This window comes from Emticicia sp. 21SJ11W-3 (assembly GCF_024138715.1).
GTDB lineage: Bacteria > Bacteroidota > Bacteroidia > Cytophagales > Spirosomataceae > Emticicia > Emticicia fluvialis.
This window is the reverse complement of record NZ_CP092074.1, coordinates 2,704,030-2,730,035: the sequence shown is the minus strand read 5'-3', so window position 1 is coordinate 2,730,035 and position 26,006 is coordinate 2,704,030. Positions and strand designations below refer to the sequence as shown.

Genomic DNA, 26,006 nt, shown 5'->3' with positions numbered 1-26,006 from the left:
CAATTTGTAAACACTTTGAACACACGCACCAATTTTATTCCCTTTCTTGACCTCAAGCGCATTAATAAACCTTATGAAACACCGATTATTGAAATTCTGACAAAGAAAGTTTCTTCAGGATGGTATATACTTGGCGATGAGGTCAATCATTTTGAAAAATCTTTTGCAGAATATTGTGGAACAAAGCATTGTATTGGTGTAGCAAATGGGCTTGATGCGCTGGCATTATTACTCAAAGCATCTGATTTCCCGAAAGGTTCTGAGGTAATTGTACCTTCAAATACGTATATAGCTACTATACTTGCGGTGTCTATGGTGGGCCTGGTTCCCGTTCTGGTAGAACCCGATTTGAATACGTATCTGATTGACCCTCAGAAAATTGAAGAAAAAATTACTTCAAAAACCCAGGCAATTTTAACGGTGCATCTTTATGGCAAATGTTGCAATATGAACGCCATCAATGCCATTGCCCAAAAATACAACCTGAAAGTTTTTGAAGATACAGCTCAGGCGCACGGGGCAAGTTACGAAGGGCAAAAAGCCGGAAATTTATCGCACGGGGCAGGTTTTAGTTTTTACCCTACAAAAAACCTGGGCGCTATGGGTGATGCCGGGGCTGTTACAACCAATGATGATGAACTGGCCGGCGGGATACGTGCATTAAGAAATTATGGTTCGGCCGAAAAATATATTTTTAACGAACAGGGAATAAATAGCCGGCTTGATGAAGTGCAGGCGGCTATACTTAACATTAAGTTACCGGTTTTAGAGCTTGTAAATGAAAGACGCCGGCAAATTGCCCAGAGGTATCTATCTGAAATCAGTAATCCGGAAATTATTTTGCCTTCTGCTGAGTCTGTAAGTTCAGATGCCTGGCATTTATTTGTGGTTCGGCTGAAAGACAGAGCAAGATTCAGAGAGTATCTGCGCGAGAATCTGATTGGTTCAGATATGCACTATCCGGTGGCTCCGCATAAGCAGCTAGCCTATAAAGAATGGAATGCGGACTCATACCCGATTTCAGAACTTCTTCATAATGAGGTGCTAAGTTTACCTTTAAACCAGACATTGACCGACGAAGAGGTTAGTTACATCATAGAAAAAATTAACCATTATTGATACATTATGCTTTTGTCGGTGGTAATACCTGTCTATAGAGGTGAAAAAACGATTGCAAAACTCGTAGCCAAATTGCATGATGAACTAAAGCATCTTGATTTTAATATCATTCTGGTTAATGATGGCAGCCCAGATAATTCTGAAAAGGTTTGCCTTGGGTTGGCGGAAGTTTATGAAAAGGTTCATTTTATTTCACTCCGGAAAAATTTTGGTGAGTTCAACGCTGTCATGTGCGGATTGAATTATGCGAATGGAAATTATACCGTTATAATTGATGATGACTTCCAGAATCCGCCTTCAGAAATTTTAAAATTATTAACTAAAGCACAGGAAGGAGATTACGATGTAGTGTATAGTTATTATGCAACCAAGAAGCATCACGTGGTACGGAACATCGGAAGCTGGGTAGTTAACCGGATTACCACCTGGCTTATACATAAGCCACAGGATTTATACTTGTCAAGTTTCAAGTTGATGAGCAAAGACCTGATTACCGAAATTGTTAAGTACAAAGGTCCTTACCCATATATTGATGCTTTGGTTTTTAGAACAACTAACCGGGTAAGCAGTGTACAGGTTGAACATAACGACAGACTGGAGGGAGAGTCAAACTACACAGTAAAAAAACTTGTCCGGCTTTTTATGATAATCGTTTTTGGTTATTCAAATCTGCCTATCAGGTTTGTTCAGGCCACAGGTCTTATTCTAACCTCTCTGTCGGTGCTGCTCTTCATTTTGTTTTTTACCAATGTGCTTCATGGTTGGGGTTTGGCTGCTTTGTGTTTTTTTAGTGGTATTCAGATAAGTGTGTTGGGAATAGTAGGCGAGTACATAGGTAAATTTTTCCTGACCCAAAACGGAACACCTCAGTATGTTGAAAAATACAATTCGCTAAATGCTAAGCAGTAGACAAGAATACCAGATAATGTATGAAGCCGAAGGCCAACTTTGGTGGTATAAAATTCTGCACGAAAAAATTCTAAATACCATTAGCAGCAAATTTGCTGATAACAAAAAAATAAAAATTCTTGATGCCGGTTGTGGTACAGGTGGCCTGATGCAATTGCTGATTAAGCACGGTTATGTGAATATTGAAGGTTTTGATTTTTCTGACGATGCCGTTGATTTCTGTAAAGAACGAAAACTGAATGTTCAGAAAATTGACCTTACAGATTTTAATACTGAATTTGCAGATGCAAGTTTTGATGTTATCATTAATGATGATGTGCTTTACCAGTTTGAAGATGAAGTAATTGTAAAGGCTATAAAAAATATGGAACGAAAACTTAAGCCTGAAGGAATACTGATTTCAAACAACAATGCGTTTCAGATTTTTTATGGCACGCATGATAAGGCAGTAGGAGGGGTAAAGCGATTCACAAAATCAGACTTTGAAAAATATTTACTACCTACAAATCTGAAAATTATTCATCATACTTATTGGAGCCTCTTATTGTCGCCGCTCATTTTAGGAGTAAGGTTGCTGCAGCAGTTTCAGTTAAAATTTAATCTGATTGACAGAACCGACATTAAGTCTGATGTAAGTGTGCCAGGAAATTTTTTAAACAACGCTTTATACAAAATAGTAAAGTTGGAAGAACAGCTATTCAGGAGGGGTATTTTTGGAAGCTCTCTTTTTTTAATCATGGTAAAAAAATAAAGACCTCCGTAAAGAGGTCTTTATTTTTTATTAGCCATTATACTTAGTTCATTATTTTTCCAATTACATTATCATAAATGTTTTTGGCTGTTTTGGTAGTGATAACCACTTCATTATCTATAATGAAGCTACCGTCTGACACTTCACCCAACTGAGAGAAATTAACATTTTTATTTTTTAGCAAATTCTCAAAAGCCTCTTGTTGTGATGCTTTCACAGAAACCACAACCCGGCTTTGTGCTTCACCAAAAAGGAAGGCATCAGTTCTGAACTGTGCGTCGGTTTTAATTTTGAAACCAAGTTCGTTCGGGAATGATGATTCGGCCAAAGCAATGAACAGCCCTCCATCTGATAAGTCATGAACCGACTCAACCAGTTTGCTGATAATTAATTCTTTCACGGCATCCTGCAAATTATATTCTGTATCCAGATCAAAGGCCGGAGCAGGAGAAGCCTTAACGCCACGGTATGAGTAAAGATACTCAGACGAGGCAATGTCATCTTTCGATTCTCCAACCAGATATATCAGGTCGCCTGCATTTTTAAAATTCAGGGTCATGTGATTCTCCGAGCTTTCCATCAAACCTAGCATACCTATGGTTGGTGTCGGAAACACCGGGCCATCGTCTGAGCTCTGATTGTAAAAACTTACATTACCACCAGTAACCGGTGTCTTAAATTTCAGGCAGGCTTTGCTCATCCCTTTAATGGCTCCTACAAATTGCCAGTACACCTCTGGGTTGTATGGGTTACCAAAGTTAAGGTTGTTGGTAATGGCCAATGGCTCGCCTCCGGTGCAAACAATATTCCGGGCTGCTTCAGAAACGGCAATCTGGCAACCAACTTCCGGGTCTGCATTTACGTATCTTCCGTTACAGTCTACCGTAATAACAATTGATTTACTCAATTCTCCTTTTTCCGGAATCCGCAATCTTACCACTGCGGCATCAGACGGACGATTGGTGCTGCGGTTTGCGGTACCAACGGTTGAGTCATATTGTTCAGTTATCCATTTTCTTGAACAGATGTTCGGGTGAGATAACAAGTGCTCAGCCACTTTAACCAGTTCAGCTTTATCCTGAATATCTGCTACCGATTGGATATCAAATTTTTTGAACTCCTGGTAATAGGCCGGCTCGCGATACTCTCTATGATATTGTGGCGCGCCGCCACCTAACACTAAATCTTCTGCTGGTACATCAGCAATTAATTTACCGTGTTGGTAAAAATGCAATCGCTGGGTATCTGTTACTTCACCAATTTGTGCGCAGTGCAAATCCCATTTATCAAATATGCCTTTTATTAAATCTTCTTTGCCTTTTTCAACCACAACCAGCATACGCTCCTGAGACTCCGAAAGTAGAATTTCCCATCCGTGCATATTGGCCTGGCGGGTTGGTACTTTATCAAGATCTATAATCATGCCGTGTTCACCTTTAGCGCTCATTTCAGAAGTTGAGCAGATGATACCCGCAGCACCCATATCCTGTATACCAATTACATATCCGGTGTTGATGATTTCAAGGGTAGCTTCCAAAAGAAGTTTTTCCATGAATGGGTCTCCTACCTGAACAGCCGGAAGTTTCTCGGTTGATTTATCAGTAATATCTTCAGAAGCAAAAGTGGCTCCGTGTATTCCATCCTTACCAGTGGCAGAACCAACAATGAAAACAGGGTTACCTACACCATAAGAGGTAGCCGATGCCTGTTTGCCCACTTCAACTATTCCGGCAGAGAAAGCATTTACCAATGGATTGGTATTGTAGCAATCATCAAAGTAGATTTCACCACCTACTGTCGGAATCCCGAAAGCGTTACCGTAATCACCAATACCTTTTACTACACCCTTCAACAAACGTTGCGTTTTGGGCGAATTGATATTGCCAAACCGTAGTGAGTTAAGCTGCGCAATCGGACGGGCACCCATAGTAAAGATGTCGCGATTGATACCACCCACTCCGGTTGCTGCCCCCTGATAAGGTTCAAGCGCAGATGGGTGATTATGAGATTCAATTTTGAAACTACAAGCAAGGCCATCACCAATATCAACAAGGCCTGCATTTTCTTCACCGGCTTTTGCCAGCATACGGTCAGAATCGCGCGGAAGAGTTTTCAACCATACAATTGAATTTTTGTATGAACAGTGCTCTGACCACATAACCGAGAAAATTGATAGCTCAGTAAAGTTGGGAGTGCGTCCTAAAATTTGTTTTATCTTTTCAAATTCTTCGGGCAATAGGCCAAGTTTCTTGGCGGTTTCGAAAGTTGGAAGTTGTTCGATTGTTTCCACAAAAAGAAGATTCGTATATTTTTTACAAATTTACGTTTTTTCGGGGGCTTGTGAAAGGAAAAAAAAATGAAAAATTATTTCATCAGGCATTGACATTTATATCTTAAAGCCGTATCTTTGCAAAACAATTGAGAGACACAGAGAGATGGCAGAGTGGTCGAATGCGGCGGTCTTGAAAACCGTTGACTGTTAAAGGTCCGGGGGTTCGAATCCCTCTCTCTCTGCGGAAGCCGAATCATTTGATTCGGCTTTTTTGTTATTAAATTTCATACCAAAACACAAAAAGCTATGTGGAAAGAAGAAAACAATAAACTGACAAAAACTTTTCAGTTCAAAGATTTTTCAGAGGCCTTTGCTTTTATGACAAGAGTAGCCATGCTGGCTGAAGTACACGGGCATCACCCCGACTGGTCAAATTCCTGGAACAAAGTAAACATTTCTTTATCGACCCATGATGCCGGAAATATAGTAACAGGAAAAGACTACGACCTGGCCAAAGACATTGAAGAATTGGTAAGTAAATAGATAATGATAGTTTAATAGGTGCATATAACGCACCTATTCGCTTTTTATAGAATGGTTATTTTTTTTAAAAAATTGTTCTCAGGTTTTAAATTTATACCGCCTGAGAATTGAATATTTTGCACTGAGTTAATGCATAGTGCAGTATATTTAATTCTCAGCCCAAATAAAAATCGCTTACAATTGCAGAAAATAGCCAGAATCTTCAATTTTTGGCTTTCTAAGAAAGCCACATATAACCTGTTGATTCAATTATAAGTATAAAAAGGTAAAAAATAGGATAAAAAAATCCTGAAAGTGCTTATTTGGAGTTTGTGGGTTAATACAGCTTGAAAAGACTGTTTTTGTGTATTTCTAAACCATTTTGTAATTTAAATTACGCTTCAAATGAAATCTGGCAGGCAGGAGAGAATAGGCATAGAAATTTCAAAATCATCATTGCTCAAAAGGCCATCATGATTTTTCCGATTGCATTACAGTCGAAATAGAAGTATAGAGTAAACAGCGGACAACAGAATAAAGGCCAAAAGTGATTTGCTAAAAAAAGCAAAACGACTATCAGAAATGAATTGATTATTTAAGTTTTATAATGCACAATAGAAAACAAGCAACTCTGTAAACAAAGCAGGTGCTGTATATTGAGGCACATAAAATAACATTTCTTACAAAATGAAAGAAAATTTATGTAACCGATATGTCATATCAATATCAACAAATGTATATTAACACACTTGAAGCAACGGAAATCAAAAAAAAACAGAAATTACCACGCTGTTGAATAAGTACGAGGGCGACTCTGTAAGCTTGCTAAGTAACCTTTAGGAGCATACATTTCTTTCTCCTCATTCATTCGGGTCATTAAAAAACCACCAAATGCCAGCGATGCGATAGTAAGTAGTAACATAGTTTTAGCACGTTTAGTCAGTTCAAATTTCTCAAAATACTTCAACAATACAAGAACTAAAAAAAACTTTGGTCGGCTTGCGGATAATTTTATCCCGAAATAATGCCAATTGAAGTAGATTTTAGTTAAAAAAAGCAAAAATATTCAAAAAAGACAGGTGAGTTGATAATTAAACTTGCACAATATCTTATTTTTTCAGGCTATTTATCAATACGAAAAAGCACTTCTCGGGCGTGACTGAAGGCTCATCATATATCCTTTTGGGGCGTAAAGCTCGTTAGTTTCGCGCATTTTGGTCATCATTAAACCTCCGACTGCAAATGCTATGGCTGCTAGAATCATGGACTTTAGGTTTATTGTTTCTCAAATATATGTATATAAATATTATATGTCAAGTATTTTCAGAAATTTTTGAAAGAAAGATATTAAGTGAATGATTCAGGTTTCATCACTTTTTATTCTTAATGCTGGTACAGATCTGTATTAATGCGCTTTTAATTATCAATACACTTCCAGTTAAGTACCTAATTGCTTACTTTTGTGAAAAAAAGTATAGTGAAGCTCGTTCTTGTTCCAACACCGATAGGAAACCTTGAAGATATTACATTAAGAGCCATTAATGTACTGAAAGACGCTGATTTAATATTGTCAGAAGATACCAGAAATACTGGTTTTTTGCTTAAGCATCTGGGCATCTCCAAACCGCTGCAGAGCCATCATGCCTTTAATGAGCACCAGACGATAGGTAAAATTGTAGAAAGATTAAAAAAAGGCGAGAAGATAGTGCTGGTTTCTGATGCCGGAACTCCCGCCATTTCAGACCCAGGCTTTTTGTTGGTAAGAGAATGTATACGGAACGGAATTGAGGTGGATTGCCTGCCCGGAGCCACCGCTTTTGTACCTGCTCTGGTAAATTCTGGTTTACCTTGCGACAGATTCACCTTTGAGGGTTTTCTTCCGGTAAAAAAAGGGCGGCAGACACGCCTCAAATCGCTCGTTACAGAAGAAAGAACCATGATTTTTTATGAGTCGCCGTTTAGGTTGCTTAAAACCTTGGAAAACTTCGTTGAATATTTTGGCGCAGAGCGTCAGGCCAGTGTTTCCAGAGAAATCACGAAGATGTATGAAGAAACCGTGAGAGGTACTTTGTCGGAAATTATTGCTAATTTTGCAACCCGAAGCATTAAAGGTGAGATAGTTATTGTAGTGCAGGGTTGCAGCTAATACCAATTTATGAGGCCTGTGGCTTCTATTTATTTAGTTTTAATTGTTTGTTTTATGTTCGAGAGTCTTAAAGCGTTTACTGTTGAGCAGATAATTATCATCTTTTCTACCCCTTTATATACGGTTTTGATTCTTGGGGAAATCATTCTCAGCAATATTCAGGACCGCAGGTTTTATACTGTTAAAGATACCCTAACTAATATTTACCTCATGTTATTGAACGGAGGTATAGATTTGCTGTCAAGGGGTATTACGTGGCTCATATTGGCCTGGGCGTTTCAATACCGGTTTTTTGAAATCCAGAATCCGTTTCTTTACTGGGGCTTACTTTTTATTGCTGAAGATTTTGTGTTTTATGTGTTGCACTATGTTGATCATCACTCAAGGTTTTTCTGGGCGGCTCATGTTACACACCATTCGTCAGAGCAGTTTAATTTAACGGTGGGCTTTCGTTCATCGGTGTTTCAGCCGCTTTACAGGTTCATTTATTTTTTACCGTTGTCGCTATTCGGATTCAAGGTGGCCGACATCGCCGTTATGTATTCAATCACCCAGATTTACGGTATTCTGGTGCATACCAGTTACATACCAAAGTTTCGTAAAATGCCCTGGATATTATTAGAATACGTAATTGTAACACCTTCTCAGCACCGGGTTCATCATGCTTCCAATATAGAGTATCTTGATAAAAACATGGGTATGTGTCTTACCATCTGGGACAGAATGTTTGGTACTTTTCAAGAAGAAATAGACGATTTGCCTATTAAATATGGTCTGGTTTCACCTTTAGAAAACCGGAATGCCGTCAATATTGTGTTTCATGAGTGGGTAAAACTCTTTAAAGACCTCAGAAAACCACTTAATTTTACAACAAAGCTCAAATATATGTATAAGCCCCCGGGTTGGTCGCATGACGGCAGCACCAAAACCAGTAAGGAACTAAGAGCAGATCTTGAAAAAGAAAAGACACAGAACACTTAATTCATTAATTATCTAATCATACATGAAATTACTTGAGAACAAAATAGCCCTGATAACCGGTGCTTCGCGAGGAATTGGGCGAGAAATCGCCAAAAAGTTCGCAGAACAAGGTGCAAATATAGCCTTTACTTACTTGTCTAGCGTTGAGAAAGGCCAGGCTTTAGAAGCCGAACTGGCAGCTTATGGAATAAAGGCCAAAGGGTACCGCTCTGATGCCTCAGACTACCAGGCAGCTGAGCAACTGGTTAACGATGTAGTGGCCGACTTCGGAACACTAGATATTGTAGTAAATAATGCGGGTATTACGCGTGATACACTTTTAATGCGAATGTCTGAAGACCAATGGGATGAAGTGTTGCGTGTAAACCTGAAGTCGGTTTTCAACCTTACCAAAGCTGCAACCAAGCCTATGATGCGTGCCAAACAGGGTTCAATTATCAACGTAACCTCTGTAGTTGGCTTAATGGGTAACGCTGGCCAGTCTAATTACGCTGCCTCAAAAGCGGGTATCATTGGTTTTACAAAATCAATAGCTAAAGAGCTGGGTTCAAGAAATATCCGTTCAAATGCCATTGCACCTGGTTTCATTGAAACCGAAATGACCGGCGAACTGAACGAAAAAGCATTGGAAGACTGGTTGAAAAATATACCATTAAAACGTGCCGGCCAGGGAGAAGAAGTGGCCAATGCCTGCGTGTTTCTGGCGTCTGACATGTCAAAATACGTTACAGGCCAGGTATTACAGGTCGATGGCGGTATGCTGATGTAAGCCGCATTTATAATCAATTATAGTTTGTATCGTCAGGGATGTTTTACATAGTCCCTGACGATATTTTTTTGTATCTTGGCAAAATAATTATCCACCAATGGTGTTGTTTTAGTAGTATCATTTTTTAACAAGAATTTCCCGTTTATGAATGGGGCCGGGGTTTATGAAATCCGAACTAATCTTTCAGTCTTCTCCTTGGTTTATCTTACTTTGCTTACTGGCAGGTGGTATATATAGCTTTCTACTTTATCAGAAAAAATCAAACTTTACAACGCTTCAAAACCGGCTTTTGGCCGTCGCCAGGGGTATTCTGGTTGCCCTGCTTGCTTTTTTACTTGTAAACCCGCTGTTGAGAAGCAATAAAACAAGCATTGAGAAACCTACCGTGGTGCTGGCAGTTGATAACTCTGCCTCAATGGCTAAAGGCGGCGAAGAAAAAATAAATGCGCTGAAAGACAATCTGCAGAAACTGATAAAGGCAATTGAAAGCAAGGGTAATAATGTAGAGATTAAAACATTGAGTGAAACTGAATTAAACGACGACATCAATTCTTTAAAATTTAACGAAAAAACTACCGATTTATCTGGCTTACTGGCCGGTATAAAGAATAATTATGAAGGCCGAAACCTGACAGATGTAATACTGGTGTCTGATGGAATAGCCAATTCGGGTGTTTCGCCTACCTATGGCAAGTATAATTTTAACGTACATACCATTGGCTTAGGTGATACCACCCTGAGAAGAGATGTGAAGCTGAACGCCATCTATGCCAACCGGATCGCTTATCTGGGCAATAAGTTTCCTGTGCAGGCTGAAATTTCAAGTTATGGGTATACAGGTAAAACAACCTCGGTTCTGCTGAAACACGGAGGAAAAATAATAGACCGCCAAACAGTAAGTTTTGATATGCACACCGACCTGAAACAGATAACTTTTTATGGCAATGCAGAACAAAAAGGCTTGCAGCGCTATACAATTGAAATGGTGCCGCTCAATGGAGAATTTACTGTCAGAAACAACGCCCGCGATGTGTACATAGATGTAGTAGACGGCAAAGAGAAAATTCTTCTGGTGGCATTGGCTCCGCACCCCGATATTAAGGCTATCAGGGCCATAATAGAGAAAAATGAGCTGTATGAACTAACAGTAAAGGTACTTCAGAGCGATAATATTAATGAAATTGGCACCCAGCCATTTGATGTGCTCATTCTCCACCAGTTACCAGACCTCTACGGTGCAGGCGGTAACCTGCTGAACCGCCTGATGGCGCAGGCAAAGCCCACTTTGTTTATTCTGGGTAATCAATCCAATATTGCTGGTTTTAATGGCATACAGCAAACGCTTAGCATTCTGGCGCAGGCAGGAAGGGCAGATAAAGTGAGCGCAAAATTTAACAGTAGCTTTAACCTTTTTAATCTGGATGGCGATAAACTGAGTATTCTTGAAAAATTACCGCCTCTTCTGGCGCCATTTGGCGAATACCGGGCAGGAACCGGCAGTGAAATTATTCTTTACCAACGTGTAGGGGCAGTGGTTACACCTAAACCGCTGCTGATTGCCAATACTGCTAATGCACGCAAATCGGCTGTTTTAACGGCTGAGGGCATCTGGCAATGGCGTTTGGAAGAGTTTGCCCTGACCGACAAGCAGGAAATTGTAGACGAGGTATTTATGAAAACCCTGCAACTGATTTCTATAAAAGACGATAAACGTAAACTGAGGGTGTATCCGGTGTCAAGAGAGTTTTCGGTAGATGAAAAAGTTGTATTTGAAAATGAAGCCTATAACGATATCTACGAGCGGATATATAACCAGAGCATCAGACTGGAAATAACCGATGAAAAAGGCGCTACCAAAAGCTATAACTATACCATCAGCCAGGACAACACCCGTTTTGAAATTTCAGGCCTGGGCGAAGGCGTTTACCGCTACAAGGCCGCAACGCAGGTACTAGGCAAGAGCGAAGAAGTAAGCGGCCAGTTTGTAGTACAAAATACCGACTTAGAAGACCTCACCCATACCGCCGACTTTAATTTACTGCGCACGCTGGCGCAGCAAAACAAGGGTAAATTTTATGAAGCAGGCCGCTTAAATAACCTGACTGAGTATTTATCAACTAACCAAAGTCCCGATAAAATAAGTAGTATTGAAGAAATGAATGAGTTCATTAATCTAAAATGGGTGTTCTTTTTGCTGCTGGCTCTGGCCAGTGTAGAGTGGGTGTCGCGCAAGTATCTGGGTACTTACTAAAAACCTGGTTTATTCGTAATAAATGATTTATATAACTTATTAGCGAAAATTAAATTTCAAAAACAGGAGGTTTTTCTCCTGTTTTGTCATTTTTAGTGAGGTGTTGTATTTTATTTATACCAGTCATGCTTAGTGTATTGTATTTTTTTTAGTCTAATCGCTGTTCAACCTTTTCAATTCCGGCACTATCTATTCGGCATTAATGGCTTCAGCACCGGCTTCAAATGCAGCATTCAAATATCTTTATCAGGCATGACAACCGCTTCAATTTTTTAAATGAGATGTTTGTTGACCCTTATTAGATTAACTTCTTGTTTCATGAAATAGGAAATTATAAAACGAAGTTTTGTTTAGATTTGTATCAGATTTAGTATTTTCACTATTCGGTACTTTTTGTTGTGCTTTTATGCCCGGAATCAGTCTTTTTAACTGCGTTTCCGGCAAGTATTTTTTTGCATAATTAAAAGATACCAAGCTTGAAGGAAATAGTATTTTTCCGAGAGAAATGCGTTCAATTTTGTAAATTCTTTGAAATTATTTCTTTAATAATGCTGTTATAGAGTTTGTCGTATTATTTTGCAATCAGCATGGCGTTTAATTAATTATAAGCAAGTATGAATATAGGAGACAAGGTAAGATTATTACATTCGAAAGAAGAAGGCATCATAACCAGATTTTTAAAAGATAACGTTGTTGAGGTAGAAATTGAAGCCGGCTTTAAATTGCCGGTTTTAAAGAGAGAACTGGCCGTTGTATCAAAAACAGAAACACAGTTTTTTAAACCTGCACCCGTTGCGGCAGTTAACAAACCCAAAGAAACCAAACCCACCATTAAGGCCGACAAAGGTATTTTTCTGGCATTTGTGCCGGTTAACGAAAAAGAAGTATCTGTTAATATTGTTAATAATACAGACTGGGACCTGCCCTTTGCGCTTACATTAACCACAGACCGCATACATGTAGGCCTGGCAGGTGGCTTAATTAATGCAAAAAGTTATCAGAAATCAAGCCTTGATTTGTTGATTAAAGATATGGAAACCTGGGGAAGTTTCTCTATCAGAGTGCTTTATTTTAACAATGGGCCGTTTGATGAGCGCCCGCCTTTGTTTAAAAAGCTAAGAATCAGAGCCAACACCTGGCCTAATCATAAAAATAAAACACCCATTCTTGAAAGAGAATCGTATTTGTACCAGCTTGACAGCGACGACGCAGAAGCCATACCCACAGAAAAAGCAGAACCTCAGCCCAAGCTGGTAATAGATGCCAACAAGCTAAAAGAAAGCATGATGGCCCAGAAGTCGGTTGAGACATTGCCTAAAACCTACGAAAAGCCTGCGCCAATGGTAGATTTACACATAGAGCAGCTTACCAAAAACCATAGGACACTCAACAACGCCGAGATGCTTGAGCTGCAGATGAATACTTTTCTGAGCAAGTTTGAACAAGCCATAGCCAGCGGTATGGACGATATAACGTTTATACACGGTGTGGGTAACGGTGTTTTAAGGCAGGAAATTCAACGCCGGTTATCAGGCCATAAGAATGTGGCGTGGTTTGAAGACGCCCAGAAAGAAAAATTTGGTTATGGCGCCACCCGCATTAAGATAAAATAGATTTAAACCTCATAATTTTTTCGTTGTCAAAAACGTTTTGCTCAAAAAAGTACAATTAACAATACCCTATGAAGAAGCTAACAATTGTCTGTTGTTTGTTTGTAAGCGCACTTTTGTATTCAAATCATGAAGCCGTTGCCCAAAAAACGGCAGAACCCGAAGCCCCGGTAGAAAAATACCTGCAAGATTCAGTAAAAGTGGAAAAAGTCTTATCTAATATCAGCATACCATTTAATATTTCGATGGCCGACATCGAAAAGCAAATCAATGCCAGTATCTCCGGGCTTATTTACGAAGATAACAGCTATACTGATAATAATAATGACGACTTTAAATGTAAGGTCTGGAAAAAATCTAATATTATTATTACAGCAGCCACCAATGATGTTTTTGATTTCACGGTTCCGCTGAAAGTATGGGCAGAGCAGGGTATCGGCGCCTTTGGCTTCAAAAAGTACATTCCTGTTGAGTTTGAAATCAACATGAAGTTCTCAACAAGGTTTACCATCAGGCCAGACTGGGCCGTTCAGACCTCAACATCGCCTAACGGCTACCAGTGGATTACCAAGCCTAAAGTTAACCTGGGTATAGATATTCCGATAGATTTCATTATCGGTAAAATAATAGATAACAATCAGTCAGGTTTTGCGCGCTCAATAGATGATGCCGTTGCCAAAAATCTGTCAATCAAGCCTTATGTTATACAGGCATGGAACGCCGCCCTGCAACCGTATCAGGTGTCGGCAGAATACCGGACCTGGGTTAAAATAACGCCGCTTGAGGTGCTGATGACCCCACTGGTAACCGCCGGAAGAAACGTAAGGTCGGTGCTTGGTTTAAAGGCTTACACCGAAACCATTACCGGCGAAAAGCCATTCGCTCCGTTTTCTGTAAGCACTATACCTAATCTGAAACTGGTGCAGAGCATACCAAACGATTTTCAGGTGGGGTTAATGAGCGACGTGCCATTTACAGAAGCTGCCGCCATTGCCAAAAAAATGTTTGTAGGCCAGGTGTATGATTTCAAAGACGGTAAGTATAAAATAGAAGTAACCGATCTTGATATTTACGGTAGTGACGAGTATCTGGTTATAAAGGCCATGATAAAAGGCAAACTGAAAGGCACTATATACATAAAGGGTATCCCGGTTTACAGCCCGGCCAGAAAAAGCATAGTGTTGAGCAATACCCAGTTTGATATCAAAACCAAGAATATACTGGCCAGGGCGGCATCGTGGCTGTTAGAAGGCAAAATGGTGAAAATGATTGAAGAACAATATGGCCTGCCAATAGATGAGCTGCTCGCTTATGCCAAACAAAACGTTGAGTCTGCCATGAACACCGAGTACAAAAAAGGAGTGAAGCTGGCCGGAAAGATTGAAAGCGTAACGCCAGATAAAGTTTATCTGACACCGTCAAGCATTGTTGCAGTGGTTGTTGCTAAAGGAAAAGTAGAATTGAAGGTAGACGGAATGTAAGGTGGCGTATCGCATAAAAATTAATTAGTTTATTTTTGGCGAAGTTTAATGAGTCGGGAAACTGCTAATGACCCAGCCACCGAAATAAGAATATTTTTTTTAAATATTGTTTGCCAGCAGGGGAGTTTCTACCTTTGTGTGTAGAAAAAAGCGGGCCGTCTTATCGCTGCTACAAGGTGCAAACCGAAGAGTTGAGGAAAGTCCGAACAGTGCAGAGCATCATGCTACCTAACGGGTAGGGGGGAATCGGGCGACTGATTGCCTACAGCCAGTGCCGCAGAAAATATACCGCCGCAAGGTAAGGGTGAAAAGGTAGGGTAAGAGCCTACCGCTTGTCTGGTGACAGACAGGGCATGGTAAACCTCATGAACTGAAAGACCAAATAAACCGACACAGCCATCTGCAAAGATAGCTTAAGGGCTGCTCGCTCGAGTCGGAGGGTAGGTTGATAGAAGCAGCAGGCAACTGTTGTTCCAGATAAATGATAAGACTTTAGCAGAAATGTTAAAGACAGAATTCGGCTTACAGGTTCGCTTTTTTCTTCTTAAGATACTTTATAATGTTAAAATAGGCATTGGTCATAAAAAATCCTTATGAAACTTTGATTTCGTAAGGATTTTTTATAATTTTGCAGTCCAAAAAATGCGCAAAGGGGACGGGTTCCCCATTAAAACAGAAAAAAATGGCAGTTAAAATCAGATTAGCAAAAAGAGGACGCAAAAAAGCTCCATTGTATGACATCGTAGTAGCTGACGCTCGTTCACCACGTGATGGTAAATTTATCGAGAAATTAGGTCAGTACAATCCTCAATCTACCCCTGCGGGCATCATATTGAAAGATGAGAGAGCCCTTTACTGGTTAATGGTAGGTGCAGAACCAACCGATACCACCCGTAAAATCTTGTCAGTAAAAGGTATATTGCTTAAAAAACACCTTCAGATTGGTGTAAATAAAGGAGCCATTACTCAGGATGTAGCAGATGCTCGTTTCGAGTCTTGGTCTAAAGAAAGACAAGAAAACCGCGAATCAAGAATTGCCAAACTTTCTGAAGGCAAAGATGCAGCTAAAAAAGCAGCATTTGAAGCAGAACGTAAAAAACGCGCTGATATGGAAGCCGCTCAGCAAAAAGTTATTGCTGACGCTGAAGCAGCTGCCGCCGCTGCAGCAGCCCCTGCTGAAGAAGAAGCGCCTGCAACAGAAGCAACTGAAGAATCAGCAGAAGCATAATTCGGAGATTCCATCTAACGAAATTATAAAAAATCCTCGCCCAAAAGCGGGGATTTTTATATTGAATCAAAAATGTTATGACAAAAGAGGATTGCTATTTATTAGGTAAAATAACCAAAACTCATGGTCTGAAAGGCGAACTGGCCATCTGGCTTGATGTTGATTATCCTGAAGACTACGAAGAGCTTGATTCTGTTCTGCTTGAAATAAAAGGAGAGCTGGTGCCTCATTTTGTAGAAGAAATCCAGATTAGACCTGCCAAGTCTATCATCAAGTTTGAAGACATAGATACCATAGAAGAGGCGCAAAAACTCGTAAACTGTGATATTTATCTGCCGGAAGACAACCTGCCTGAGCTGGAAGACAACGACCAGTTTTATTACCATGAGATTATCGATTTCACGGTAGTAGACAACGTAAAAGGTAAACTGGGCAAAGTTCTGGCTGTGTATACATCAGACCGCCAGGACCTCATAGCTATGCATTATGAAGGCACAGAAATACTGATTCCGATTAATGACGACATAGTAAAGACAGTTGACCGCGACAAAAAAGAGTTGTACACGCATTTGCCGGAGGGGCTAATGGAGGTTTATCTGGACAATAGCAACCTACAGCCCGACGATGAAGACGACGACGAGCCAGAAGCATCCTGATAATTAAAATGGAAAACACTACACAGGCACATACAGGCACTACTGAAAACAGCGGTATTCGTATTGATATTATATCATGCGTACCCCGTTTGCTAGACAGTTATTTTGACCACTCAATATTGAAGCGGGCAAGAGAAGCCGGGCATGCCGAAGTGCATATCCATGACCTGCGCGACTACTCTGAAAACAAACACCGCCAGGTAGACGATTACGCGTTTGGTGGCGGAGCAGGTATGGTGTTAGGTATTGAGCCTATTGCCAAATGTATTCGCCATTTGCAGTCGGGTAGAGCCTATGACGAAGTTATTTATATGACACCAGACGGCGATGTGTTCGACCAGAAAACGGCCAACAGGCTTTCAATGACACACAACCTCATTATTCTGTGCGGGCACTACAAAGGCATTGACGAGCGCGTGCGCGAACATTTCATTACCAAAGAAATATCAATCGGCGATTACGTCTTATCAGGTGGCGAATTACCCGCCGCTGTTGTATCAGATGCCATCATCAGGCTCATACCCGGTGTATTAAATGATGAAACCTCAGCATTGACCGATTCTTTTCAGGATAACCTGCTGGCACCGCCGGTATATACCAGACCGGCAGAATTTGAAGGCATGAAAGTGCCGGATGTGCTGCTTTCGGGCCATGAGAAAAAAATTAACGACTGGCGCCTTGAACAATCTATTAAACGTACCCAACAGCGCCGCCCTGACCTGCTAAATTAAGGTAGCCTTCTGCTGGCATGGGCATCAGGGCTTACCCAGGTTCTCGCCTGAGTAAAAAAATCTACATTCTTCATACTAATTATAGTCAAAAATTGCATTCTTTCAGGTGGTGTATTTTTTTGGGCTAAACCTTAGCGAAGGTTTATTGCTCACTTAAAAACATTTTACAGCCATGAAACGAAAAGTTTTTGTACCTCTTGCTTCACTAATTCTTACTTTCTTTATCAGTACACAAGCCAGTATGGCAGCTACTGAAACCCCGGTAAAAGATGCGGCCAAAGTTGAAACAGTAAAAGCTGAAAAACTCGAATCAGCTGAAGCCAAGGCTATAATGGCACGGCTGGAAGAAATTAAGGCAATGGATAAGAAAAGCATGACAACGCATGAGAAAAAAGCATTACGCAAAGAAGTAAAAGCGCTTAAAACACAAATGGCCGAGCTTGGCGGAGGTGTTTATATCTCGGCGGGTGCGTTAATCGTAATTCTACTTCTGATATTGTTATTGTAACCAAATTAAACCAAATGCCAGCGCAATGGAAGCAAACCAACAACCCAAACCAGAAGAAGAAGAGGTGCAGTTTCCCGAGTATCCGAAGTATCCGGCCTCAGAAGATATTTATGCCAGAGGTATAAAAGAAGAAACACTAGACCCGGAAAACCCAACGCAAGACAAAGCGCCCAATGAAATTGACCGTCTGGCGTGGAACGAAGCAGATGGCACCTCTGAGGCCTCTGGTGATGACCTGGATGTGCCCGGTGCAGAGCTTGATGATGCCGACGAGGCCATTGGAAAAGAAGACGAAGAAAATAATTATTATAGCCTGGGAGGCGACAATCATACTGATCTTGAAGAATCTCAAAGCGATGTCAGAGACAATGAATAAGTATATTAACAAACAGAGTTTAATGAAAATACTGAAAGAACTGGTGCTTTTCGGGGTATTAATTCCTTTGGCACTGGCTGGTCTCAGTTGTTCGGGCGAAATTATTACCACCCCTCCGCCACCTGCTGTGGTTGAGGTTGCCCCCGGGCCACCTGTGCCCAGTTACGTCTGGATTCCCGGTCATTATGTAGCCCGTGGTGGCACTTACGTATGGCGCAATGGTCACTACCGTCAGGCTCCGCGTTACAGAAAAGTTTGGGTTCAGGGCCGGTATGTGCAATCACCCCGTGGATACATCTACAAAAAAGGTCATTGGCGGCGGTAATTCAATCATTCAAAAAATAAGGCTCATATTCCTTTTTCTGCCAGGCAGAATACGGTTTTTGAGCCTTTTTTGTTGTTTACGTATAGCAACACCGCTGGCCTGGTAGTTCTTAAAAAATTTACAGGTACCGCAGAGTTAAAAAAATATGTTACTACATACACCTGGCTGATATTAATAGACTATTGAATTTGTTTATTTGTGCATATTTTATTAAATTTGTAATATTACTATTAAAAATAGTGCAAAAAAATATCTAAATAGTCATATTTATTCTACTAAAAAAAGTAAATCTTAAGGCTAATGGCTGAGGAAACAGAAAATCTAATCCCAGAATCTTCCAACAACGGCACAATTATCCCAATCAACATCGAAGACGAAATGCGCGGCGCCTACATTGATTATTCAATGTCGGTTATTATTTCGCGTGCCTTGCCTGATGTTAGAGACGGACTAAAACCGGTTCATCGCCGGGTTTTATACGGAATGGCAGAACTGGGTGTATATCACAACCGCCCTTATAAAAAATCGGCTCGTATTGTAGGAGAGGTGTTGGGTAAATATCACCCGCATGGAGACAGCTCGGTTTATGACACCATGGTGCGTATGGCTCAGGAATGGTCGTTACGCTACACATTGGTTGACGGACAAGGTAACTTTGGTTCAATAGACGGCGACTCACCCGCAGCTATGCGTTATACTGAGGCCCGTCTGAAAAGAATAGCTGAAGAACTACTGGCAGATATCAACAAAGAAACAGTTGATTTTCAGCCCAACTTTGACGATTCGTTAGAAGAGCCATCAGTAATGCCGGGTAAAATACCTAATTTATTATTGAATGGTTCGGCAGGTATTGCCGTAGGTATGGCCACTAACATGGCCCCTCACAACCTTACTGAGGTTGCAGATGGTATAACTGCTTATATTGATAACAACGATATTACGGTTGAAGAACTGATGCAGTTTGTTAAAGCGCCCGATTTCCCGACCGGAGCCATTATTTATGGTTACAGCGGTGTAAAATCAGCTTTTGAAACCGGTCGCGGCCGTATCGTTCTGCGTTCTGTAGCCAATTTCGAGGTCTCTAAAACAGGTAAAGACCAGATTGTAGTAACCGAGATTCCGTATATGGTCAATAAGGCCATGATGATTGAGAAAACCGCTCAGCTCATCAACGAAAAGAAAATCGAGGGCATTTCAGACATCAGAGATGAGTCAGACCGTGAAGGGATGCGCATCGTTTATGACCTCCGTAAAGATGCCGTACCAAACGTGGTTCTTAATAACCTTTATAAATATACGCAGCTTCAATCATCTTTCAGTATCAATAACGTGGCGCTGGTTAAAGGCCGTCCGGTTACGCTCAATCTGAAAGACATGATTAAGTACTACGTAGAGCATAGGCTTGAAATTGTAACCAGACGTACGCAATACGATTTAAAAGAAGCCGAAAAACGTGCACATATATTAGTCGGCTTGTTAATAGCTCTTGATTACATTGATGCTGTTATTAGCTTTATCCGTGGTTCAAGAGACGCCGACGAAGCCAGGACAGGCTTGATGAAAGGTGATTTCATGACACCCGAACAAAGACAGGAATTCCTGACGGTTGGTCTTCAGCGCCTGCAGATTGTTGATGCCTTTAATTCTGAAGCTGCCGAAACAGGCAATATTCTGAGCGAAGTGCAGGCAAAAGCCATTCTGGATATGCGTTTGCAACGTTTGGTAGGTCTGGAAAGAGACAAGATAACTGCCGAATTTGATGAAATTAAAAATATCATTCTTGACTTACGTGATATCCTAGGTTCGGAAGAAAGAAAACGCAACATCATCAAAGATGAGTTGGCTGAACTGAAAGCCAGATACGGCGACGAAAGACGCTCTAAAATTGAAATGGCCGCCGGTGAATTCAGCATTGAAGATATGATACCTGACGATGAAATGCTGGTAACTATCTCTCATCAGGGGTATATTAAACGTACACCATTGCAGGAGTACCGCACACAGGGCAGGGGTGGCACCGGGTCAAGAGGTGTAAAAACCAAAGATGAAGATTACACCGAGCATCTTTTTGCAGCTACCAACCATAATTACCTGTTGTTTTTCACCAAAAAAGGTAAATTATTCTGGCTCAGAGTTTTTGAAGTTCCGGAAGGCAGCAAAACCGCCAAAGGAAGAGCCATACAGAACCTGATAAATATTGAAGCTGACGATAAGATTCAGGCAGTGTTGAACGTTTCTACACTTACCGACGAAGACTATATCAACAATAATTATATCGTGATGTGTACCGAAGAAGGTACCGTGAAGAAAACCCTTCTGGAAGCCTATTCTCGTCCGCGTCAGGGTGGTATCATTGCTATCAACATCAACGAAGGCGACAACCTGCTGGATGTTGCCCTTACCAACGGCGATAACAACATTGTAATTGCTGCTAAAAACGGTAAAGTAGTGCGTTTCCATGAGTCAGGTACGCGTCCGATGGGCCGTACAGCCACCGGTGTAAGAGGTATATCTTTAGACGAAGGCGACCGCGCCATCGGTATGGTTTGTGTTTCCAGAGCAGATACCCAGTTACTGGTGGTATCAGAAAAAGGCTACGGAAAACGCTCTGATATTGAAGATTACCGCATTACCTCAAGAGGTGCCAAGGGCGTTAAAACGCTGAATATCACCGATAAAACAGGTGCGCTGGTAGCCATTAAAGAAGTAACCGATGATGACGATCTGATGATTATCACCAAAAACGGTATTGCCATACGCAGTAAAGTGGCCGACCTCCGGGTAATGGGCCGTAATACCCAGGGTGTAAGACTTATCCGCCTTAACGAAACAGACCATATTGCCTCTGTAACCCGTATCATCAGAGAAGATGATGAGGAAGAAGAAGGCACTGGCGCTGAAATAGTAGAAAGTGCCGAATAATGCCCGGTAAAGAGTAGGAGGGTTGTCTACTTTTTATGTTAATACTTTGTTAATTTCCTGAAAATCCCTATTTTTCGCGAAATTAAATTGTCTAACCCTAAGCATTTTAATATTTTTAAAAAATTAACAGAAATATGAAAAAAACCATTTTTGTGTCTGTCTTATCTATGTTTACGGCAGGCGTATTTGCACAATCAGGACTTGATAATCAACTTAAAGAAGCGCAGTGTAAGTCAGCAGCCGACGAAATTGCCAAAGGAGAAAAAGCAAGTCAGGATGCCAAAAAAGGTGCAAAATCATCTACCTGGGTTAAGCTTGCCGCGGCTTATGAAGACATGGCCATTAACTGCGGAAAAGACTCAATGGCATCAGAAAAAGCATATAATGCCTATAAAAAGGCACTTGAAGTAGAAGCCGGCGGTAAAGGCACCAAAGAAATTGAGGCAGCGCTTACAAGTCAGAAAATATATTCTGCACTGATGCAGCAGGGTGCTGGTTTCTATAACGGTAAAAACTTTACAAGCGCACTTAAATTATTCAGAATTGCCTCAGAAGTAAGCCCTAAAGATACTACGGCTTCTTTGTACACAGGTATTGTTGCGCAATTGGCTAAAGATAACGAGGCCGCTAAAATCTATTTCAATAAGTTTATTGAGCAAGGTGGTAAAGATGCAGCCGTATTCTACAGCTTATCTGAAGTGTACAAAAACGAAAAAAATACAGCTAAAGCTGTAGAAGTACTTAAAAAAGGTATCGCGTCAAACCCTGGCGACAAAGATTTGAAAGGTACACTTGTAAACCTTCAGTTGTCTAGCGGTAATTCTGAAGAAGCTATCAATGAGTTGAAAAAACTGATTGAAGCCGACCCGACAAATGTAAATAATATGCTTAACCTGGCTATTCTTTACGATAACGGCGGTAAAAAAGAAGAAGCGCTTGGCTGGTACAAAAAAATATTGGCTATTGACCCAACCAACTACGATTGTAACTTCAACCTGGGTGTGTTTCACTTCAACCAGGCCGTTGAAATCAAGAAAGAGGTTGATAAAATGGACATGAAAGAGTACCAGAAGAATGGTAAAGCCGTAGAAGACAAAGCCTGTGCCAAATTTGGCGAAGCAAAACCTCACTTTGATATTTGCAAATCTGTAAGAGAAAAAGAAGGTAAAGCGTTAGATCAGGACCTGACAGACAACCTAAACAGTTTAACAACTGTACTTGAACAATGTTCTAAAAGAAAATAAACAGTTTCAGAACTGAATATATGTAAAAACCCTTAGCGTTGTCTAAGGGTTTTTTTTATGCACGGTTTATTGGTTTGCTCAGAATTGATTATTCCGCACCAATGTACAATAAATTTTTTTCATGCAAATCTCAGGTACAGCCTTAACTTTCAGAATCTGCCGTTTTATAGACAAATAATCATTGAATGATCCATATAAAATTAGCAGTCTATAATAATGGAGAAAGAAGTACATAAATATAAACACGCAGCTCAGGTATGTAACTTAGGGGTGTTTTCAATAATACTATTTAACATAATATAAATTATATAACAAATACATCTTTAACTTGATATGCCTGAGAATTGGCTATTTCGGTTTGTACTGATATATTATGAAGGTATTCAATTCTCATTAAAAACAAAAAAAGGCATTTCAACTAAGAAATGCCTTTAATGCCTTTGGTTTTCTACCAACTTTCTTTCTCATTTTTACTTTCTCTGGTCTTTCTTTAATTTTCTTTTCTTCAAAGAAAACACCAAGCGCTTCAATGATTATATCTTTCTGCGACATCCCTTCCCAATATCCGTAATCTTTCATGGTTTCAACCAGTTCATTCGGGCAATCGAATGTAACTTTGGTCGACGGCCCGTTGTCTTGCAATGCCATCAATGCCTGCTGGCTTCCGTTTGGTGCAGAAGCCGGTGTACCTGTGGCTTGTTCAGTACTTTTGGTTGGAACTAAACTTTCAAATGTAAAATTTCTATTTTTTGCCATTTTTCTAAAATTTTAGTTGAACAGTATATAACGCAAACCTTATTAATTATTTGTGTTGAAACTGTCTAGAATTTCCTTAGTTAATTTATAATAATCCATTGCTCCGTTGCTATCTGGTGCGTACGAGAAAATATCCTGTCCGCTTGCCTGTGCTTCCGATATCGCAATGTTGTCTCTGATAGTTGTAGAAAAAAACGAATCACCTAATTGCTTTTTGGTGGCTTCTATAATCTCGTTGCTCAGTTTCTTATTGATTCTCGGGTTGTAGCGTGTTGCAAAAACACCACCTAATTTTGTTTGAGGGCTTATTAACTGCAGCTCTGACGAATACGATAAAAAATTTCTTAGTCCTTCATAACTCAGGTACTCTGCCTGCAGTGGCACCATGTAAAGGTCGCAGGCAATGAGCGCTATTCTTGTCATCCCTGAAAGTGTGGGCGGACAATCAATCATGATGTAATCATAATTCTTTTTAATTTTCTCCAGTAGCAGTTTCAGGTTGAACGGAAAAACCGGTGATGCTTTAATTACATCTTCTTTGGTGTTTAGTTCGGCTGCACTTGGCAGCAGGTCGCCGATGGGAGTATTAATCACAACACTTTCAAATGGCAGCTCACCACTTAAATAATTACCAACATGGTTTTTGCCTACCTGTGTTTCCAGAATACCAAAGCACCTGGTTAAACTGGCCTGGCCATCAAGATCAATAAAAAGCACACGAGCGTTTGCAAACTTCTGGAAAGCGGCACCAAGGTTTTGGGTTGATGTAGTCTTACCTACCCCCCCTTTGTTGTTTACTACACTAATTGTCATTGGTTGTATAAGAATAATAATGTGTGGCAATATAGAACAAATCAACCGTAGTAACAATACTAAAATAATAACTTTTATTAATAATAACTACTTTACGATAAGTATAGAATGTTTTAAGTAAAACATAAATTATTTAAGTAAAATAAATACTAAATAATTATATATGTACATTTAGTTTAGTATTCATAATAGTATATTGTACTAATACAATTAACTAATAATTCTATAATTATATAAAATACAAAAAAAAACATTAGTAAATATAAAATAAAATGTTCAGTAAAAATATAACATTATATACTTATTTATAATAACAAATACTTCTATTAATATTGTTAGATTTAAATAATTATATAAAATTTAAACTTACCTATTTAATTATACTTACTAATATTTAATTAATTTTTTATATTTAAATAAAGTACAATAATTTATAAAAAGTATTAAAAGTTAAAATAGTAATTAATGAATATTTAAAATAGTAAGTAGTATTTGTATTATTAGTATAGGGTAAATTTAAAAAACAGAAAATGCGCCTTTCTGGAGATTTCTGCGTGTTGTTTAGGCATTGATACGTCCTGAAGGTTGAAAGTTTCTTAAATCGGCTATTTGAGGCCTTAAAACAGGTCTACTTTTCTTGGTTTTAACCAGACTTAGGATAGGACCTGAATTTTCAAGTTTCGTACACCGCAAACCGACCAGCAAACCAGAAGTTTTAAAACCTGGCAAGAAATCTTAAAGCGCCTAAATGACCTGGCTCTGGCAATCTGAAAATTGAATTTAACCAGTTGTTCATTTTACTTTTGGATCCCCCACATACGCTAAGCTTTAACCAGAACCTTTGGCGATTGAACGACATCTCAAATTTTTCTTACCTGTAAATTAAATGAGCCGACTTTGGCAAAAGGTATTCAGCTTGTTCTTCACCACTAAACAACTTAATTGATTAGCCGGAGATTCTTAACCCAACAGATTCAAGAATACACCTGCACAAAACCTGCCTTACACGCACTTGGACTAATTTAGTTTACCTGCCTTGCTTTGTTAACTTCTAAAAGCCTGGCCGCTCTAAAACAGAGCAGGGTTGCCTCTGTAAGTTACCTACATTATAGAACTTATAGGTTGTAATAAATCAGGGCTTATGAATACACTCGTAAAACTTAGCCGCGTCTGAATGCAATGCTACTTGTATTACGCCTTCCTTCATTCTTTACAAGTTACCTTAAAGCACCTTCGTGGTAAGGCTTGATTTGAAAAAGCCAATTAAATTTTTGCATTTCAAAAACTCAATAAATTCAAGGGCAGAAAGTTCATTGAATACTATAAATAATTTTAAACCATTTATTAAGTATAATATTATTCTATTATTTTAATACTAATATTATCTTTATGTTTTATCAGTTAGTATAATAATTAATAATACTAAAAATACTTTTTTTTTATTTTATAACATTTAAAACAATCAGAAAGTATAAAACAACGTATTTAAAATATTTAGTATGTAAAGTTTAAATAATAAATAAAGTATAAACCATGTTTATTGGTCTATAAGTTTTTATTTTAAATAAACATATAATTGTTTTATGTCTATTAAATAATACTGTTTTAATATTTAATATAATACGCTTCAAACTTT

22 protein-coding genes, 1 tRNA gene and 1 other RNA gene are annotated in these 26,006 nt (G+C 39.6%); 20 read left to right on the top strand and 4 right to left on the bottom strand.

Going from position 1 to position 26,006, the window contains the following annotated elements; translation table 11 throughout:
• Positions 1-15 precede the first annotated feature (15 nt).
• Genes MB380_RS11530 through MB380_RS11520 form a run of 3 tightly spaced genes read left to right on the top strand, consistent with a single transcriptional unit; the run spans position 16 to position 2,779 of the window.
• A complete protein-coding gene (locus MB380_RS11530; RefSeq protein ID WP_253522421.1) occupies positions 16-1,119 on the top strand; it encodes a DegT/DnrJ/EryC1/StrS aminotransferase family protein in 1,104 nt (367 codons plus the stop codon).
• A gap of 6 nt (positions 1,120-1,125) precedes the next feature.
• Positions 1,126-2,028, top strand: a complete 903-nt coding sequence (locus MB380_RS11525) for a glycosyltransferase family 2 protein (RefSeq protein ID WP_253522419.1) — start codon at positions 1,126-1,128, stop codon at positions 2,026-2,028.
• On the top strand, positions 2,015-2,779 hold the full coding sequence (locus MB380_RS11520; RefSeq protein WP_253522417.1) for a bifunctional 2-polyprenyl-6-hydroxyphenol methylase/3-demethylubiquinol 3-O-methyltransferase UbiG: 765 nt from the start codon (positions 2,015-2,017) through the stop codon (positions 2,777-2,779). Before MB380_RS11525 ends, MB380_RS11520 begins: the two co-directional genes overlap by 14 nt.
• 43 nt (positions 2,780-2,822) lie before the next feature.
• Here MB380_RS11520 and purL read toward each other — a convergent pair whose 3' ends face one another.
• A complete protein-coding gene (gene purL, locus MB380_RS11515; RefSeq protein ID WP_253522414.1) occupies positions 2,823-5,069 on the bottom strand; it encodes a phosphoribosylformylglycinamidine synthase subunit PurL in 2,247 nt (748 codons plus the stop codon).
• Positions 5,070-5,208: 139 nt separating this feature from the next.
• On the opposite strand from purL, the gene MB380_RS11510 reads away from it, so the two are divergent.
• Positions 5,209-5,293: transfer RNA gene (locus MB380_RS11510), tRNA-Ser, on the top strand.
• A 64-nt stretch (positions 5,294-5,357) separates the two neighbouring features.
• The gene (locus tag MB380_RS11505) at positions 5,358-5,594 is read left to right on the top strand and encodes a 4a-hydroxytetrahydrobiopterin dehydratase (protein WP_253522412.1); all 237 of its coding nucleotides are present in this window, start codon (positions 5,358-5,360) and stop codon (positions 5,592-5,594) included.
• Between the two features lie 1,108 nt (positions 5,595-6,702).
• On the opposite strand, the gene MB380_RS21830 is transcribed toward MB380_RS11505, so the two are convergent.
• Positions 6,703-6,837 (bottom strand): hypothetical protein, encoded by a 135-nt coding sequence (locus MB380_RS21830; protein ID WP_256503987.1) that lies wholly within the window; start codon positions 6,835-6,837, stop codon positions 6,703-6,705.
• A gap of 213 nt (positions 6,838-7,050) precedes the next feature.
• Here MB380_RS21830 and rsmI point away from each other — a divergent pair, with 213 nt between their 5' ends.
• The 15 genes from rsmI to MB380_RS11430 all read left to right on the top strand — a co-directional run bounded on the left by rsmI (position 7,051) and on the right by MB380_RS11430 (position 22,801).
• Positions 7,051-7,719, top strand: coding sequence for a 16S rRNA (cytidine(1402)-2'-O)-methyltransferase (gene rsmI / locus MB380_RS11500; protein WP_253535565.1), 669 nt, complete (start codon positions 7,051-7,053; stop codon positions 7,717-7,719).
• A gap of 54 nt (positions 7,720-7,773) precedes the next feature.
• Positions 7,774-8,700 carry a sterol desaturase family protein gene (locus tag MB380_RS11495; protein WP_253522411.1) on the top strand — a complete coding sequence of 309 codons (927 nt, stop codon included), beginning with the start codon at positions 7,774-7,776 and terminating at the stop codon, positions 8,698-8,700.
• A 22-nt stretch (positions 8,701-8,722) separates the two neighbouring features.
• The gene (gene fabG / locus MB380_RS11490) at positions 8,723-9,469 is read left to right on the top strand and encodes a 3-oxoacyl-[acyl-carrier-protein] reductase (RefSeq protein WP_101725998.1); all 747 of its coding nucleotides are present in this window, start codon (positions 8,723-8,725) and stop codon (positions 9,467-9,469) included.
• A gap of 163 nt (positions 9,470-9,632) precedes the next feature.
• On the top strand, positions 9,633-11,720 hold the full coding sequence (locus tag MB380_RS11485) for a vWA domain-containing protein (protein WP_253522409.1): 2,088 nt from the start codon (positions 9,633-9,635) through the stop codon (positions 11,718-11,720).
• A gap of 614 nt (positions 11,721-12,334) precedes the next feature.
• Positions 12,335-13,333, top strand: coding sequence for a Smr/MutS family protein (locus tag MB380_RS11480; protein WP_253522407.1), 999 nt, complete (start codon positions 12,335-12,337; stop codon positions 13,331-13,333).
• A gap of 68 nt (positions 13,334-13,401) precedes the next feature.
• Positions 13,402-14,811, top strand: coding sequence for a DUF4403 family protein (locus tag MB380_RS11475; RefSeq protein WP_253522405.1), 1,410 nt, complete (start codon positions 13,402-13,404; stop codon positions 14,809-14,811).
• 147 nt (positions 14,812-14,958) lie between these two features.
• Positions 14,959-15,352: RNase P RNA component class A (rnpB, locus tag MB380_RS11470), an RNA gene on the top strand.
• Positions 15,353-15,493: 141 nt separating this feature from the next.
• Positions 15,494-16,039: a 30S ribosomal protein S16 gene (locus MB380_RS11465; RefSeq protein WP_253522403.1), complete on the top strand. Its 546-nt coding sequence runs from the start codon at positions 15,494-15,496 to the stop codon at positions 16,037-16,039.
• Positions 16,040-16,116: 77 nt separating this feature from the next.
• Complete coding sequence (gene rimM / locus MB380_RS11460) at positions 16,117-16,695, top strand: ribosome maturation factor RimM (protein ID WP_253522401.1); 579 nt, start codon at positions 16,117-16,119, stop codon at positions 16,693-16,695.
• A gap of 56 nt (positions 16,696-16,751) precedes the next feature.
• Complete coding sequence (gene trmD / locus MB380_RS11455) at positions 16,752-17,426, top strand: tRNA (guanosine(37)-N1)-methyltransferase TrmD (RefSeq protein ID WP_253535563.1); 675 nt, start codon at positions 16,752-16,754, stop codon at positions 17,424-17,426.
• A gap of 172 nt (positions 17,427-17,598) precedes the next feature.
• The gene (locus MB380_RS11450; RefSeq protein ID WP_253522398.1) at positions 17,599-17,934 is read left to right on the top strand and encodes a hypothetical protein; all 336 of its coding nucleotides are present in this window, start codon (positions 17,599-17,601) and stop codon (positions 17,932-17,934) included.
• A 25-nt stretch (positions 17,935-17,959) separates the two neighbouring features.
• Complete coding sequence (locus MB380_RS11445) at positions 17,960-18,310, top strand: hypothetical protein (RefSeq protein WP_253522395.1); 351 nt, start codon at positions 17,960-17,962, stop codon at positions 18,308-18,310.
• Complete coding sequence (locus tag MB380_RS11440; RefSeq protein ID WP_253522393.1) at positions 18,303-18,635, top strand: YXWGXW repeat-containing protein; 333 nt, start codon at positions 18,303-18,305, stop codon at positions 18,633-18,635. Before MB380_RS11445 ends, MB380_RS11440 begins: the two co-directional genes overlap by 8 nt.
• Before the next feature lie 300 nt (positions 18,636-18,935).
• A complete protein-coding gene (gene gyrA / locus MB380_RS11435; RefSeq protein ID WP_253522392.1) occupies positions 18,936-21,557 on the top strand; it encodes a DNA gyrase subunit A in 2,622 nt (873 codons plus the stop codon).
• 134 nt (positions 21,558-21,691) lie between these two features.
• The gene (locus MB380_RS11430; RefSeq protein WP_253522390.1) at positions 21,692-22,801 is read left to right on the top strand and encodes a lipopolysaccharide assembly protein LapB; all 1,110 of its coding nucleotides are present in this window, start codon (positions 21,692-21,694) and stop codon (positions 22,799-22,801) included.
• Between the two features lie 414 nt (positions 22,802-23,215).
• Here the strand turns inward: MB380_RS11430 and MB380_RS11425 are convergent, their stop codons facing one another.
• Both MB380_RS11425 and MB380_RS11420 read right to left on the bottom strand, forming a co-directional pair.
• The gene (locus MB380_RS11425; RefSeq protein WP_253522388.1) at positions 23,216-23,557 is read right to left on the bottom strand and encodes a hypothetical protein; all 342 of its coding nucleotides are present in this window, start codon (positions 23,555-23,557) and stop codon (positions 23,216-23,218) included.
• A gap of 42 nt (positions 23,558-23,599) precedes the next feature.
• A complete protein-coding gene (locus tag MB380_RS11420) occupies positions 23,600-24,370 on the bottom strand; it encodes a ParA family protein (RefSeq protein ID WP_253522386.1) in 771 nt (256 codons plus the stop codon).
• Positions 24,371-26,006: the final 1,636 nt, after the last annotated feature.